Genomic DNA, 16,547 nt, shown 5'->3' with positions numbered 1-16,547 from the left:
CCAGCTTCTCTGCCTGAGTTAAAGAGTCTATCCCTTCATTGCGAGCCTTGGCCGCCAGTTCATCACTCCTGGCACTACTTTCGGCCTTCCATTCTTTCATTTCTTTCGCAACCGCAACACAATCTGCTGCGCTGGAACAATTTTTTATTTTCTCCTGAACAATGTCATATTCTTTGGCATAGTTCTTACGGACATCGGTTTTACAGCTACTGTCGCTGCCACAGGCAACAATTTCTTCGCTACGGCTTTGTTGTTGTGGCTGGCTCAGGTGATTATTCTCAACAACAACTCGTTCCGACACGGTTATTGAGGACGAACAGGTATTTTCCCAGCGCAGTCAGCAGGTTATAGCTTGTTTTTACTGATGCGTTTTTATGCTGTCAACATTTTGCCCCGACGCGCGTTTTTGGCCTGAATGCACTTACGCGTAGCTGTTAAAAAGTCATTCGTTAATGCATAAAGTAAAATCGGGATTTTTTATTGCATTAGCGTCACTCGGCACAGTTGATCATGTTGATTAAACTGAAGATGCAGCTCATAATTTCCAGTTTGGTATTTTATCCAGCGATTGAGATATCCCAAGAGCATATCCATTCCCCCTCCCCCCATGGCAGAAGGAGATCCTAACACTTGGATAATATCTGACTCGCATCCATTAGCAGGTAAAGGTACCTCCCCTAGGTATACGGAGAATCCTTCATCAGCTTGCATATACAAGCTAATTTGATTCACTTGGTTGTCTTCTAACAAAAGTAAAACACCTGAGTTGAAGAATGAGTAATAGCTTCGGTCACCTAAAATACCCTCATCGAAAACAGGTAATTCATTTAGTTTTTGAGGAAGATAAACAAACTCATTGCTTGTCTTCGAACACCCTAGTATTTCGATAAGATCATTCCATGCCAACATTATTTAATGACTCCTGTTTGCCTATTCCTGTCAATGATCTGTTTTATAGCATCATCAACCAGAACCGGATCATAACCACGTTCTATCATATTGGTTCTCAAAGCATTGGTATCACGACAAACGGCCCCACACAGATCTAGCGCATCTTGCTGAACTTGAGCTACTGTGTTTTTGCCACCATAAGTGGGCCCTGCCTGATGAACATTCTTGGGAACCTCTACTGCTGTGGCATTTTGATATAAAGCTTTTTCTTCTGTCGGGGTTAGTTTTCTACCTAACTCATTTTCCTTTGCTGTTCTCAGTGCGGCAAAGGAAGGTATGTGGTCATGTTCTAATCCATCACCAACAACTTCACCTTTCTTGAGGTTGTTATATGAGCCAACATCAAGTGCCTTAACAGCCTGAATTTCATCACTGGCTTTATTGATAAGCTTAGACGCGGTTTCAAGATCGCCAGCTTTCAGGGCTTTTTCAGCCCCCTTGATAAACTTACCAGCCGTATCTCCCAGCCCCGGAAAAATACCAATAACGGCCGCCAGATACCCCAGTGCACTGTCCGCTTCCGCAAAACTTTTGTAATCACCATAAACAGGCAAATACTCGCTGCCAGCTTCTGCAAAACCTGCCAGCAGTTCATCCCGGTGCGCATCCATTTTCGCACCACAAGCTTCGGTGCTCAGCCCGGCACAGTTTTTCGCCTTAAACTCCTCAGTCGCTTTAACCAGTGCATCCTGGGCTTTCTGATACTTCTCTGACTGCGACATGCCGGAGTGCTGATTCTCAGCAATATCACTGAGCGCATTATTCTCAACCGCATTCTTCCCGGCGCTCGCCCCCGCCGCCGCCGCCGATGTGCTATCTCCCGCCAGCCCGCCGGCAATGCCCGCTGATACGCTCGCCAGTGAGCTGATGGTCTGCTTTTGCGACTCCGTCAGGTCTGACATCTTCACGCCAGGGTAATAAATATCCGCAATAGCGCGTGCAACCAGCTCACCTGTTGCCGCGCCCGCAGCGCCTGATACTGCACTGTTACCCTGCAATGCCGCAACCGCACCGCCCAAAATGGCATGGGCCACCGTGTTAACAGCGGTATTATCTTCCGTAGTTTCCTTCACCAGACGAGCCAGTTCCGGTGCTGATGCACTGGCCAGAACACCCGCCAGGTTGCCACCACCGGCAAGCGCGGTTAGCGCCGCCGTTGCCGCCTGGATACCACGTTGCACCGCGCCACCGGTTCCCATCCCCGTCGCAGCAAACGCTTCATTGTAGTAGTTCTGGTAAAGCTGATTACTGATATCTTCTGGCTTTGGCGTTTTATCCGGATTCTCTTTCTGCCATTGCGCTTTCGCTGCATCCAGCTCTTCAGGTTCAGCCCTGCTCATGCGATCCTTCGCGGCTTTAATCGCATTCAGCTCACCCTGAGTCCTGGCAATATCCGCGGCCTGATTGCCAATGTCGCTAATAAGTCCGATTGCCTTCAGGCGGTTCTGCTCTTTCTCCTTGTCGAAAATAGGGCTGATGCTGTCATTGGCATGCTCCGTATCACGGCTCAGGTTCGCCACATCCTGCTGCTGATTTTCCGTATTGCGGATGGTGATGGTACCGTTAGCCACCGCAGCCTGAGTCGTACCTTCAGCATGTCCGCTGCTTCCCGCAGCAGAAATCATCCCACCTGGCATATTGCCTTTGAACTGGTCGCCACCAAAGTCGCCGGCACCGCTCAGGCTGATACCCGAGTGCTGCGTTTTGAAATCCGCTTCATTATAGATATCGCTGAAACCAAGCGTTCCGGTATCGAGGCTGTTTTTATCTGCGCTGGCCGTTGAGGCGATAACCGCGCCGTCCAGTTGGGTATGGTTGCCGACGGTGATATCAAAACCGCCCTGGCCGGCATACAGACCTGTCTGCTCGGCGACGGAGTCAAATCGGCTCTTCATTTTGTCCTGACTGGCGCTGATATAGCCTGAGCCGGTCATCGTACCGAAAGTGAAGCTCCCGCCTGCGGCAACGCTGCTTTGCTTACTGTCATACTGGTTGCTGTTCTGCTGGCTGCTCAGCAGCAGGTCGCGGCCGATATCGGCGATGAGGGTATTACCGCTGACCTGGGCTCCATTGAGTACCGTGTCGCGTCCACTGGTAAGCGTAACGGTTTTCCCGCTGTCGATAGTGGTCTCGGTCCAGTCGGTACCGTTGCCTTTGTCTTTGCCGCTGGCGGCATTGACGTTGGCAAATACGCTGATACCAGCCCCTTTACCTGCACCAATACTGACCCCAACGCCGCCGCCACTGCTGCTGTTTTTCCCGCTGGACTGCTGGGTATTGGCCGCACCGCTCAACAGGATGTCGTTTTGTGCGCTCAGGAGCGTGTCGCCACCGGCTTTAAGCTGGCTGCCGGCAATCACGATATTGCCGCTGTTGTCACCCTTGTTTTTACCCGTGGCAATCACCGACAGGTTATTCCCGGCATTCAGCGTGCTGCCGGAAACGTCATCGCTTTCGGTATGCTGCTGCGATTTTGATTTCTGGGTCGTCAGCGACAGACTTACACCCATCGCGTTCGGGTCGCCGGTGGCGGAAGCGACGGCGGCGGCCTGCCCTGCCTGTACGCCAGAAAGTGCCGTTTTGGTGGCCTGCAGGGCTTTCAGACGACTATCGCTGGTCTCTTTCGTTTCCTGCGCATTGGAGACCGCGTTATTAATGGCGCTGCCCACCGTACCGGAGAGCGCCAGGGTCAGCCCGCTTTTCTTCTGCTCAAAGGTTTCATCGAGGGTGCGTTTGTCGTGCCCCGGTTCGATGATGACGCTGTTGCCGCTAAGGCTTAAATCCTGCCCGGCGATAAGGTCAGCGCCACCGACGTGAAGCTGGTTTCCGGCGGAAATCGCCACGCTACCGCCCGTCGAGCCTACGGTACTGAAGCTCTGACTCTGGGTGGTTCCTTTTTCACGCAAGTCATGGGTTGATTTGCTGCTGCCGATGGTCAGGCCGATGCCACCGGTGCCCATCAGACCGCTTTTCTTCGTCTCTTTAAACCGCCAGGAGGTGTCTGTGTTGGTGGCCGCAACGATATCAACGTTGTTACCTGCCCCCAGCGCCACGGCGTTATCACCCACCACGGAAGAGCCTTTCACCTGCAGATTGTTACCCGCCTGAACGGTAACGTTATCACCAGAAAGCAGCGTGCCCGCCTCACGGGTCGCACGGTCTTCTTCAATAGTATGAGTCGTCTTCTTGCTGAGGAAACCTTTTTTGGTTTTGGTCTGCTCGAAGTAGTGATAATCGCTTTCCGTTGCCGTGGTCAGGTTAACATCACGATCGGCGGCAACGCCAATATCACCCTGCGCGGCCACCTGCGCGGCTTCGCTGTTTACGTCACGACCGGCGATAATCGTGGTGTTGCCACCGCTGGCAATCTCCGTGCCCTGCTGGCGAACGGACTCATCAATGACGGTTTTCTTTCTCTCACGCGTACTGCTGCCATTAACGGTGGCTTCCGCCAGCAGATTCACGTCACGCCCGGCCTGAATACCGACATTTCCTTCCGCCGCGATGCCTGCCGCCTGGCTGGTCACGTCCTGCCCGGCGACCAGCGTCACGTTGTCGCCCGCTGAAATCGTGGTTCTGTCTGCGCTGCTCTGATGGTTTTCGCTGCTGCCCGTGCGGCTGGTCTGCCCGTTGCCCGCCGCGTTCAGATTCAGGTCATTGCCTGCCACCAGTTGCGCGGTTTGGCCTGCGTCAATGGCGCTCGCTGTGACATTCAGGTCATTACCTGCCTGCATCGCCGCGTTACCGTCCGCGATGATGCTGCTGCCCAGGTTCGATGTGGAAGTCGAAAGGTTGTCTTGTTTACCCAGGAAGCCTGACTGGCTGCTGCTGTCGGTCATCTGGTTAGCGGCGATGTTGATGTTATTGCCTGCGCCCATTGCGAGGTCGCCGCCTGCGGTTACGTTCGCTCCGGTGATATTGATGTCATTTGCCGCCGCCATGTACAGACCATCGCTGGCGGTAATGCTAGCGGTTTGCCCGACATCAGTGCCGCTGACGCTAACATTGCCGTGGCGGCTGTTGCCACCTACGCTCCACTGTTCGGTGCGAGTGACGTTATTGATGCTGCCGCCGGTGCTTTCCAGCTGTACGGTTTTGCCAGAAATCGCTGAGCTAATGTTGTTGATGTCACCCAGAGCGCTCAGCTCCAGCCCACCGCCCGCGCTGATAAGCCCGGCATTGAGGTTATTGATGCTGTTGCGACTGTCGATGGACAAACCATTTTGGGCAATCAGCGAACTGCCGCCGTTGGTGACGTTGCCGCTCGCCAGTTGCACATTATTACCGCTAATCACGCTGCCATTTTGTACGCTGACATCTTTCGGGGAGAGATAGACCTTCGGCACCATCACAATCTGCCCGTTGATGGTAGTGCTTTCCCACCACAGGATGCTGTGGTCGAGCGTCGCAATCTGTTCGGCTGTAAGCGCAACGCCAAACGTCAGGCCGAGCGCGGTTTGCGCTGCGGCCGCGCTGTCCATCAGGTAGCGCATTTGATCAAGATCGGAACCGAGGCCGTTGATATAGCGGCTACCGGTCTGGTTCAGTACGTAGTTACTGACATAGCGGGTATCAAACACAGCGTCGCCGAGGAAACGGTAGTCGTTGTCAGGATCAAGACCCAGACGATCCAGCATATAGGACGAGCCGAGGAACTGGCTGACGTCGGTATACTGGCTACCTGTCTCGCGTGGGGCTGCGCCAGGGGTCATGCCCAGCAGCTTATACAAATCACCAAACAGCGACGGATCGAGCTGACCGAGGCCATCGAGTTTTGGGTTAACGGTGATCAGATACGGGCTGTCCGGATCGGTCGCGGTGACGAAGTAGCCGTTGTCACCGGAAGGAAGCGGCCATGCACTGGTATCCACAGCATCCAGCGTTTGTCCTCCACTCATGTTCAGAAGTGCACCGGAAATCTGATCGCGCCATTCCAGTGAGTCAATCGGGAGCGTCGCGGTATCGGCCAGTGTCTGACCCTGTTCTGGAGTGCCAACAGTCTGTTGGCTCAATGCATTCAGAGCCGGTGCAACAATTGTGTTGCTGACACGATCGCCCTGAGCAGTAATATTTTCATTGCTGACAAAATCAGTAAAGTTAGTCGTTGCGCCAGCCCCGGCCTGGATCACTGCCCGGAAAAGCTCACCATTGATACTCTCAGTCACGTTACCTTTCAGCACATACGGTACCGTATTTTCATAAGTAGTATTGCGGTGCGTAGGTGAGTAGCCTGGAGTAAGGCCACTTCCTCCGGTGATGACGCGTTCATACTGGTACACAGCATACTCAGTATACGTTCCACTCTGATAACTCTGGTTAGTCAGTGTATTCCCGGTCAGTATGAGGTTTTGATCCGCCAGTATTGCACTGGCCTGATTGTTAAGCTGTTGTGCAACAATCGTCATATCACGCCCTGAAGCGATACGCGCGCTCCCGCCTTGGGCACTCACCTGGTTTTCAGTCTGATTTAATGCGAACTGTCTCGTCGCGTACCCGGCTATTGGGGCATAGTAGTAACGTGTATCTTCATAGGCAAAACAGTATGCCCCGCCACAGGAGCCCTCATACGAATACGAACTGGTTTTCTTCTGGGTTACCGTATCCGCGCCGAGTACCGCCACTGGAATATTAGCAGTGGCTTGTCCAAGCCACGGGTATGTGGTTGTCAGATTCGTTGTCTGGATGGTTGATGTCAACCCGGTGCGTTCGTTAAGCAAATGTCCGGTTTTAATGGTGATATCGCCGTGAATAGTCTCAATATTCCCGGAGCTATTCACCACCTCGGCATTCGCCGTACCGCTGGCATCTCTCTGCATCACCAGGTTATTGCCCACCAGCATATCCCCCCGCAGGTTCTGAATACTGTTGGCAAACAACGACAGATTGTTACCCGCGTACAGCAGCGCGGTATTGATAAGTGAACCCGTTGCCGCCAGCACCATATTGCCCGCCGTACCGGTGAACCCGTCGAGCGTAATATTGCCGCGGCTGGTCAGGTTAACGTCGCCACCCGTCTGCAGGCTGCCGCTGCTATTCATCGCAATCTGACTGCCGCTCAATACCGTGGTGCCCGTACCTGCCGTCAGCTGTCCGCTGTTGGTCAGTCTGCCCACGGCGTTCAGCGTGATACCGTCGCCCTGCAAGGTGCCGGCATTGGTCATATCGCCCTGGCTACTGACTGCAAGCTGTTTATTCGAAGCGATAACGCCCTGCGCGGTGAAGCTGTTTGTGAGCTTCAGCGTCAGGTTGCCGAGCGCCACCAACTGGCCAGCGCCGCTGAGCGACACCATTTCAGCGAGCATATCCCCGCCGCTGAACACCTTCCCGCCCGCGTTATTAAGGCTGTTCCCCTTAAGCGTCAGCCCCTGGTTGCCCAGCAGCGTACCGCTGTTGGTGACGGTCTGCATGTTCACGTTCAACTGTGCGGCCTGGAAGGTGCCGCCGTTGCTCAGGCTGTTACCGGTCAGCGTTGCCTGGTTTGCCGCCATCACGGTGCCGTTGCTGGCAAGCTTCGCCACGTTCAGCATAAGGTTAGTGGCCTGTAGCCAGCCGCTGCCGCTGTAGTCCGGCGTGGTAAACGTCAGGTCACCGCCGGAGAGAATGTTGCCGCCGTTGCGGGCCTGCGTTACCGCACTGAGCGTGGTCTGACCGTTGCCCTGAATCGTGCCGTCGTTGGTCAGTTCAGGCGCAGTGAGGTTTAATGCATTCTGGCTGAGCAGCACGCCGCCCGCCTGGTTGGTCAGGGCATTCAACAGCGTGAGCGTCAGGCCGCTGTCGCCCTGCACGCGTCCGCTGTTGGTCAGCGAACCGGCGCTGATTTGGCTTTCCGCGCCCTGAACCTGCCCGCTGTTGCTGACATCACCCGCATTGACGGTAAGCGCACCACCGGCCAGCATTTTGCCCTGCTGCTGCAGGGTGCCGCTGAGCATCACGTTCAGGCCGTTAACGCCGCTGATTTCGCCGTCATTGCTGAGCGAGTCACCGTTCACCGCCAGGGTACTGGCGCTGATCAGCCCCTGGTTGCTCAGCGCTTTACCCGCCAGACGTGCCTCGCCCAGCGCGGTGATTTTGCTGCCGGTAGCGGCGTTCAGGTCGCCGCTCAGGGTCAGGGCTAAATCCAGCGCGCTCTGAATCGCCCCACTGTTGGTCAGGCCGCTGCCGTCTAAGGCTATAGTTTGTCCCTGAAGCCGGCCGCTGTTGTTGACCTCTCCCGCGCTCAGCGTCAGTGATTTCTGGCTGAGCAGGTCTCCGCGGTTATTCAGTGCGCCCGAGCTGTTCAGCGTCAGTCCATGCAGGCCCGTCATCGTTCCGCTGTTGTCGATGCGGTTATGACCAAGTGAAAGCGTGTCGCTCTGAAGCGTGCCGTCGCTGGAGAATACGTCTCCGGCAAGCGACATGTCACCTGCCGCCAGAATGCTGCCGTGGTTAGTCAGCGCAGGCGCAGTCAGACCGAAATGGCCCTGGCTCATCAGATCGCCGTCGTTAATCAGTGACTCACCCAGCGTGGCGTTGAGACGACCGGTTGCCAGCGCCGAGCCGCGGTTCACCCAGCTCTCCGCCTGAACATTCAGGTTTTGCCCCTGCACAGTCCCCGCGGTATCCAGTGTGTTACCGTTGAGGGCGAGATCGCCCGCCGTCAGCCAGCGCCCGCTGCCGCCCTGTGAGAGCGTGTCCCCGGTCAGCGTCAGCGCTCCGGTCCCCTGCAACAGGCCATCTCCGCTCAGCGTCGTCGCGTTGACGTCCAGCGTCTCAGCGATGATTTTGCCGGGATAACGGAGTGAACCAGAGCGTAACGTCAGAGCGCTGTCGCTGGTAATCAGCCCACCGTTGCGAATGTCCGGAATAACCAGCGTCAGATTGGCCGCGCTGTAGAGGGTACCGTTCTGCTGGTTGTCCAGCGTCTGCGCGTCAATCAGGAGGGCGTTATCTCCCTGCATCAGACCGCTGTTGGTCAGCCGCTGCGACTGGGTGTTCAGGCTGGAAGCCACGAGCACACCGCTATTGCTCAGCGCCGGTGCGCTAAGGCTCAGCGCTGCCGCGCTGCTTTTGCCGGTGTGGGTCAGCTGTTCGCGGGTGTTGGCCGTCATGGCGTTTTGTGCGGCCTGCGTACCCGCCAGCGTCACTTCCCGGGCGCTGAGACTGAGATTATTGCCGCTCTGCAGCTGTGCGCCCGCCGCCGTAGTGAGCCGGTCGCTCTGAAGCTGGAGATCGCCGTCTGCGCTGATCTCCCCGTCCAGCGTCGTCGTCGTGGCGCTGAGCGTCATGGCCGCATGGCTGTGAGTGAGCGAGTTTTCACCGGAGCTCAGGGTCTGCGCATTCACCGTCAGCCCGTTGCCACCGGACAGCACACCGTTTTGCGTCACAGCCTGCGCGTTCAGCACCAGCGCATCATCGCTGACCACTGAGCCTGTATTGATCAGCGTGCCGAGGGTGGTGATATCCGCGTAGCCCTTCGCGCCGATACTGCCGCTTTGAGTAAAATCCTGAGCATTGACCGTCAGACCGCCGCCGCTCAGCAGGGAGCCAGCGTTACGGAGGGCTGAGCTGTCCACCGTCAGGGCAGCGCCCTGTACGGAGCCGTTGTTATTCAGCGTGTCGGCGCTCAGCTGCGCCCGGTTATGCGCCAGCAGACTGCCGTCCTGCGTCAGGGTGTTGCTGCTTACCGTCAGGTTTTGCCCGGCGGTCATTTGCCCCTGCGTTTTCAGCGTATCGTGAGCATTTACCGCAATATCACGGGCAGCGTTAATCTCGCTGGCGGCATCCTGGCTGATGTTTTTCGCCGTCAGCGTCGCTCCCCCTCCGACGGTCAGCTTTTCGTTCACATGCGAAATCGTGCCGCTGGCATTCAGTACCAGCTCGCCATCGCTGGCCAGGGTGCCGTTGCTCAGGGCAATGTCGCCCTGGCTGCTCAGTGAAAGATTACCGTTGGCTTTGTGCGCGCCCGTCAGCGCAAGTTCTTCACCTTTTGCCGATAACGTCCCGCTGGCAAGGCTGTTGTGAACGGTGAGTTTACCGTTGGCGTCCAGGGTGATGTCGCCCTGGCGGGCATTCAGATCGCCGAGGTTCACCCCAACCCCTTTCTCGCTGGACACCAGGTGAATGCGGTTGGCGTACATTCCGCCCAGCGCGCCGGTATCCACCGCCACCGTAGGCGCCGGGCCTTCACCCTGCTGCGCCTGCACGCTGCCATCACTGCCAACGCGGTTGGCCCCGGCAATGACCTTTAAATCCTTAGCATGAATGGCGGCGTTCACTTCGGTTGCACGGGAAATGATCGACAACGCATCGCTGCCGCTGGCGTCAATCCCCTGGCCCTCAATGGTGATACTGCCTTTTTTCACGTCCAGCGTCTGTAAATTGCCGCTGGCGTCAAAAACAGGTTTCCCGGTCGTCAGGGTGGCCTGTGGCGTGTTGATAAACCCGCAACCGTTACAGGTAATGCCGTACGGGTTGGCGACCATCACGTTTGCCGCCTTGCCCGCCACTTCCGTATAGCCCTGCAGCTGTGAACGGTTGCCGCCGATCACTTCGTTAATGATGCCTTTCGCTTCCTTGCCCGCTTTCAGGTTGGCGTTGCCGTTAATCAATCCGCCGAGCTGTGTTTGAGCAAGTTTGTCCGCGGCGTTATTGAGGATCAGCCCCTCTTTGCCCACGTTGTAATCCGTAAACTGGTTGTGTGAAATCCCGGCCTCGTTCGGCGTGGCAATATTGACTATCGGCACACCGTTCGCTGCATTATCCGTGGCGGTATTGCCCGTTGGCGTCAGCGTGGCGGCAACGGCGGGCAGCAACGGCTGCGTGGCGAGCAGGCCGCTCACCAGGTAGCTGAGCAGACGGTAGGTGAAGCGAACGGGAGGCTGATTCATGACGGTAATCCCTTAAAACGCGACGGCAACGCGGTAGTAAATACTGACGTGATCCGGCTCAAGCCAGTGCGGATAATCAAGTGGCAGCCCAACGGTGAACGAGGTCGATACCCAGCGGTTAGCGGTACTCAGCCCTGCGGCAGTGCCCCAGAGCGTGCCTGCGGCATAGGCATCAAGCCTGTTGGAATGCAGCCAGCCGCCGTCGACGGCGGCTAATGCGCTGACCTGGCCGATGACCGGCAGCGTGAACAGCGTGTAGCTGAGTTCGTTTCGCCAGTACGCGCCATTGTCACCGGAAATGCTTTGCTCTTTGAACCCGCGCACCGAACTTTCGCCGCCGAGGGTCATGCGCTCGCTGCCATACAGGCGATCCGGCGACCACTGCCCATAGACGCTTGCCAGCCACCAGAGGTTGTCGGCCACCGGGCGCTGAAAGCTGGCGTTCAGGCTCCATTTGCGGAACTGCGCTTTCGGTAAGTCACCGTTTTTACTGCCGTCGCGTTCGGCATCCAGCCACGGCATGCCGCGACTGAAGGTCGGGTTAAACGTCCCGACGCCCCCCCACATTTTCTGAGTGTGATTCAGGCCGAACAGCAGGCTGGTGAGTTTACGACTGCTGCTTTGCAGCAGGATATCGTCGAGGTAGTTATGGTTGATACGATGGCTTAATCCGAGGGAGACGCCCGTTTTGATATCCCCGTTGCGGAACAGCACCCGCGACAAATTCACGCGGTGTGTTTCGGTATCGCCACTCGAACGCCATAAGTAGCCGTTATGCTCGATGGTACTGAGGTAATTGTTCCAGCTGTAGCTGTAATCCAGCAGGCTGTAGCCATAAGGTACGCTGACGCCCGCTGCAAAATTTTGTGCATCTTTTGCGTTCGAAAACGCGCTGCTACGGCCGCCGTAAATAAACCATCTATCGGCAAGGCCCAACAGGTTATTGCCATTCAGCCCGGCGTTAATTTGCCCGACGCCCGTACTTTTCTGGCCGCTGTTGTCAACGCTGACGGAGCCCGACAGCGGGAATTCAGGGGCCGCCGTCAAATGCACTATCGACCATCCCTGCTTATCGCCCGGCAGTATTTCAATCTGAACCGGCGTGGTACGGGCGCGGTTAATTTGCTCCATACCTTGTTCAATATCACGCAGGTTAAGGATCTTGCCTTCGAGCCCTGGAAACGTCATGTTCAGCTCGCGCCCGGACGCACCGTCCATGCGGATTTTCTCCAGCCGGCCTTCCAGAATCGCCAGATGCAGCTCACCCGAGCGTAAATCCTGCTCGGTCAGAAAAGCGCGGCTGGTGATATATCCCTGGCTGATATACCAGTCAGAAACCTGATTGGTGAGTTGATTGATGCGGGCGATATCCAGGCACTGATTCAGCCAGGGGGAGAGTAATTTCTGCTGCCTGCGGGCATCCATCAACGTGGCGCCATCAAGGACGATACGATTGACGGTAAAACACGGCCCGGATGACGATACAGGTTGTTCAGGCTGAGAGGAACGAAGTGGCACAGCGCGCTCCAGTGATTCGCGCTGCTGCTGGTTCTGAAGGAGCAACTGCTGTTGCTGCTGTTCGATGCTGTTACGATCGGCAGGTGACAGCGGGGCTGCCCAAATGGGTTGACTAACTGCCAGTATGATCCCTGCCTGATATAACGCTTTCATCCCTTATCCTGTATATCGTTGTTATTATCGAAACAAATATGTTTAGTAATATTTATTTGCAATTTTGATTACTTTACAAGCGGAATAGAAATCTTTAAACAGCAACACTATGAATATGGATAACTTTTTGCCTTCTACGTGACGTGAGTCTCGTTGATAAATTCACCGGGATCGCGTTTTTCAACGTCGCCAGAGGTGGACGAAGGCTTCAGCAGTCTGCACTGCGTCATCCGGCCGTAGCGTACTATTTCGACGCGGTGCATCGACAATCAATAGCGACCCGAACGATGAAAACTTTACCGCTTGTGTCAATTATTCCATCACCCGCGAGAAAGCGACTGGCCAGGCATTGATGACGGCTCCCTCACGACATCCGCGGCCAAAAGTCTCACAACCCTACCTCACGTATTGAATTTACGTGATATTCTAGCGGCCGCTTTTTCGCATAACCGACCAAGCGAATCAGTTCGTTCGCCAACCCACAGCCTAGTGCCACAATGAATACGTATAATAAAAAAGTTCATGCTTACCGCTTTCCCGCCTTCCGCCGCCTTTTCACTGCCCGTTTGCTCACCGTTCTGGGCAACAGCATTGCGCCCATCGCGCTGGCGTTTGCCGTCCTCGATATGGGCGGTACCGTCTCGGAACTGGGGATTGTGGTGGCCTCGCGGTCTATCTTTAACGTTGTCTTTCTGCTGCTGGGCGGCGTGCTGGCTGACCGCTATTCGCGCAGTCGCGTGCTGGTTTACTCCTCGCTGACCGCCGCCGTGTCGCAGGCCATCGTGGCGTGGTCAGTGCTGGACGGCTCGGCTTCGGTGCTAAGCCTGGCGCTGCTCGGCGCGCTGAACGGCGCGGCGGCGGGTATCGCATTGCCCGCTTCATCCGCGCTGATCCCCCAGACGGTACCGGCACAAAACTTACGCGAGGCAAACGGTTTAATTCAGTTGGGTATCTACGGCGGTACGGTGATCGGTGCCTCGCTGGGCGGGATTCTGGCCAGCGCGATTGGCCCTGGATGGGGGCTGGCCGTTGATGCGCTGGGCTTTGCCGCTTCTGCGCCGCTCTATTTTTTGATTCGCGCCAGCGCGATTAAAACGGGCGAGGCGCAAAGCCATATTCTGCAGGACTTAAAAGAAGGCTGGAAAGAGTTCGCCAGCCGCCCGTGGGTGTGGGCTATCGTGGTTCAGTTTACGATAATCAATGCGGCATTCAGCGGGGTGGTGATGGTGCTGGGACCGGCCATCGCTGACGCCTCGTTTGGGCGCACCCGCTGGGGGATTATCATTGCCGCCCAAAGCGTCGGCCTGATAGCGGGGACCAGCCTCGCCCTGCGCTGGCGCCCGCGTCGCGATCTGTTTATTGGCATGATACTGGTCGGGCTTTGTGCCGTACCCATTATGCTGCTCAGCCAGCAGGCCTCCGCATCGTGGCTGACCGGCGCCTTCTTCATCACCGGCGTGGCCTTCGGCCTGTTCGGCGTATCCTGGGCACATTCGCTGCAAACGCATATCCCGGCGGAAAAACTCGCCCGAGTTTATGCCTACGACGCCGTCGGATCCTTCGTGGCCATTCCGTTTGGTGAACTGGTTGCCGGGCCGCTGGCCATGCAGTATGGCAGCAGCCGGGTGCTGATGGTCGCCGCCGTTGCGGTGGTTGTCGCCACCGCAGCCGCCAGCCTGGTACCGGCTATCAGGCGGCTTGAGAACGCCGTGCGGGTGCAGCCACGCTGAGCTGATAAAACGGCACCCGCCGGGTGGTGGTGGTCAGCGTGTCGAACACGTCCGTTTCGCCGGTGGTAATGCGCATGCCGGTTTTGCGCAACCGCTGAATATCGGCAGCCATACGCTGGATCCCAAACCAGAACAGGCCGTCCAGCGCGGTCACGGTCAGCCCCTGCTCCAGCGCCAGGCGCAGACGCTCGCGCGGCTGTTTTATTTGCTGGGCGATTTCGCGATACGGCAGCTCACCGTGCCCCTGGGCATCGCTGCGGCGAATGCGGGTAGAGAGATGATACTGAAACGTATCCGGCACGTCGTTCAGCGCGCTTTTCAGGCTGTATACGCAGCCGAAACGCTTGCCGTTAAACACCGCGCTTTTCTGGCTCAGCGGCAACGCCTCGCGTACGCTGGCAATCAGTTGGGGGGCACGAATCAGTAACAGGCGGAAAGGCAGCTCGAAGCTGGTGACATAATCGACGTTCAGCAGCGCAATACGCAGGCGCTCTTCGGCCCCCGCGCCGGTGGTACGGCATTCCTCCATCACATCAGCCCACTGCTGCGTCAGGCGCGCACTCTCGCTGGCTTCCGTAAAGCGGTATTTCTCAATCTGGTAGTCAATGCGCCCGCTCACCGTCGATACCCTTCTGGTTATGTGATTCAACGTTGCTCACTTTACCAGCGCGGCACGATCATCGGAAGCCCGTTCGGGGAGAATGATCAATCATTTCAATCGCCAGGCGGCGCGAAGACACACGTCGCGCCCCGGAAAGCAGGCGCGACGGTTCAGACAGGCTTAACGGGATTCAGCATCCTGCTGCGCGGCGTTTTCCGCGTCTTCAATCTGGCGATACCAGCGCGGATGGTGTTTGCGCGCCCAGCGGCGGCTCACCTTCCCTTCGATCATCCCTTTAATCGATCCTTTCACCCAGAACGCCATATACATATGGATGAGGATCGCATGGATCAGAATAACCGCCGCCGTCGCGTGGATCAGCAGACTATAGCGCACAACCGGAATCGGGAAGTACGCGGCAAGATACGGCCGCCAGATAATCAGACCGGTCGTCAGCAGCACAAAAATCATGCTCATAATGGTCCAGAACATCATTTTCTGCCCGGCGTTGTACTTGCCGACGTAGGCAACCTTGTGTTCGTTACCTTTGAGGACTTCAACAATCCCTTTGACCCACGGAATGTCCTGCTTATCCGGGATGTTGTGATGGACGAAGCGCACAAACATAAACATCAGCGCCACAAAGATCGCCACGCCGAAGAAGGGGTGCAGAATACGCCCCATCTGCGGTGTCCCGAAGGTTTCCGTCAGCCATTGCAGGGTCGGGAAAAACAACGCAATGCCTGAAAGCGACACCAGGAAAAAGCAGATCACCACGGTCCAGTGACAGGCACGATCGATAAATTTCGTACGCAGGATCATTTTGCTCTTATTCATGAGAGTCCTCCTCTTCGTCGTCATCGCTCTCTTTGTTCGGCCCTATGCCCACGTAGTGGTAGATAAGCCCGGCAAAGGTGGCGATAAACCCGGCGGCGGAGAGCGGCTTCAGAATGCCTTTCCACAGATTGACCGAGGTATCAATTTTCGGCTCCGTGGGCAGGTTGTGGTACAGCCCAGGCTGGTCGGCGTGATGCAGCACGTACATCACGTGCGTTCCACCAACGCCCTGAGGGTTGTACAGCCCGGCGTTGGCATAACCGCGCGATTTCAGCTCTTCAATGCGCGCGTCGGCCAGCGTCAACATTTCCGCCTTGGTGCCAAAGTGAATCGCACCGGTCGGGCAGGTTTTCACGCAGGCCGGCTCCTGGCCGACGCTGATGCGATCGACGCACAGCGTGCATTTATAGACGCGATTATCTTCCGGGTTAAGGCGCGGAATATTGAACGGGCAGCCGGCAATACAGTAGCCGCAGCCGATACAGTGTTCTGACTGAAAATCGACGATCCCGTTGGCATACTGAATAATCGCGCCCGCCGATGGGCAGGCCTTCAGACAGCCGGGATCCGCGCAGTGCATACAGCCGTCTTTACGAATCAGCCACTCCAGCCGTCCGTTAACGGCGGTTTCGCTAAAACGCATCACCGTCCATGACTTGGCGCTCAGATCGGTAGGGTTATCGTACACCCCGACGCATTCTCCCACGCTATCGCGAATGTCGTTCCACTCGGCGCAGGCCACCTGGCACCCTTTGCAACCGATGCAGGTGGTGACGTCAATGAGCTTCGCCACCTCCTGTTTATAGTTGCGCGCCTGCGGCGGCGGCGTCATACCGTTGGTCGCCGAACGTTTGATAATATCCTGTGATTCCATAGACATAATTCGCCTCC

General features: G+C 56.6%; 7 protein-coding genes. 1 reads left to right on the top strand and 6 read right to left on the bottom strand.

Going from position 1 to position 16,547, the window contains the following annotated elements; translation table 11 throughout:
• Positions 1-477 precede the first annotated feature (477 nt).
• From H7R56_RS10670 to H7R56_RS10660, 3 genes are read right to left on the bottom strand one after another with little or no spacing between them, the layout of a single operon-like run.
• Positions 478-909, bottom strand: coding sequence for a hypothetical protein (locus H7R56_RS10670; RefSeq protein ID WP_106930235.1), 432 nt, complete (start codon positions 907-909; stop codon positions 478-480).
• Positions 909-10,817: a hemagglutinin repeat-containing protein gene (locus H7R56_RS10665; protein ID WP_182928656.1), complete on the bottom strand. Its 9,909-nt coding sequence runs from the start codon at positions 10,815-10,817 to the stop codon at positions 909-911. The genes H7R56_RS10670 and H7R56_RS10665 overlap by 1 nt, the downstream gene beginning before the upstream one ends.
• A 12-nt stretch (positions 10,818-10,829) precedes the next feature.
• Positions 10,830-12,488, bottom strand: a complete 1,659-nt coding sequence (locus tag H7R56_RS10660; RefSeq protein ID WP_106930239.1) for a ShlB/FhaC/HecB family hemolysin secretion/activation protein — start codon at positions 12,486-12,488, stop codon at positions 10,830-10,832.
• A gap of 497 nt (positions 12,489-12,985) precedes the next feature.
• Here H7R56_RS10660 and H7R56_RS10655 point away from each other — a divergent pair, with 497 nt between their 5' ends.
• Positions 12,986-14,218, top strand: coding sequence for an MFS transporter (locus H7R56_RS10655; protein WP_106930241.1), 1,233 nt, complete (start codon positions 12,986-12,988; stop codon positions 14,216-14,218).
• On the opposite strand, the gene H7R56_RS10650 is transcribed toward H7R56_RS10655, so the two are convergent.
• The 3 genes from H7R56_RS10650 to fdxH form a co-directional block, all read right to left on the bottom strand.
• The gene (locus H7R56_RS10650; protein WP_106930244.1) at positions 14,178-14,837 is read right to left on the bottom strand and encodes an ECs1377 family protein; all 660 of its coding nucleotides are present in this window, start codon (positions 14,835-14,837) and stop codon (positions 14,178-14,180) included. The genes H7R56_RS10655 and H7R56_RS10650 overlap by 41 nt on opposite strands.
• A 162-nt stretch (positions 14,838-14,999) precedes the next feature.
• Positions 15,000-15,656: a formate dehydrogenase-N subunit gamma gene (fdnI, locus tag H7R56_RS10645; protein ID WP_182928655.1), complete on the bottom strand. Its 657-nt coding sequence runs from the start codon at positions 15,654-15,656 to the stop codon at positions 15,000-15,002.
• Positions 15,649-16,536, bottom strand: a complete 888-nt coding sequence (gene fdxH, locus H7R56_RS10640; protein ID WP_106930250.1) for a formate dehydrogenase subunit beta — start codon at positions 16,534-16,536, stop codon at positions 15,649-15,651. Before fdxH ends, fdnI begins: the two co-directional genes overlap by 8 nt.
• Positions 16,537-16,547: the final 11 nt, after the last annotated feature.

Origin of the sequence: Klebsiella sp. WP3-W18-ESBL-02 (assembly GCF_014168815.1) — a bacterium.
In the GTDB taxonomy this organism is placed as follows: domain Bacteria; phylum Pseudomonadota; class Gammaproteobacteria; order Enterobacterales; family Enterobacteriaceae; genus Kluyvera; species Kluyvera ascorbata_B.
This window is presented reverse-complemented; position numbering and strand designations above follow the sequence as displayed.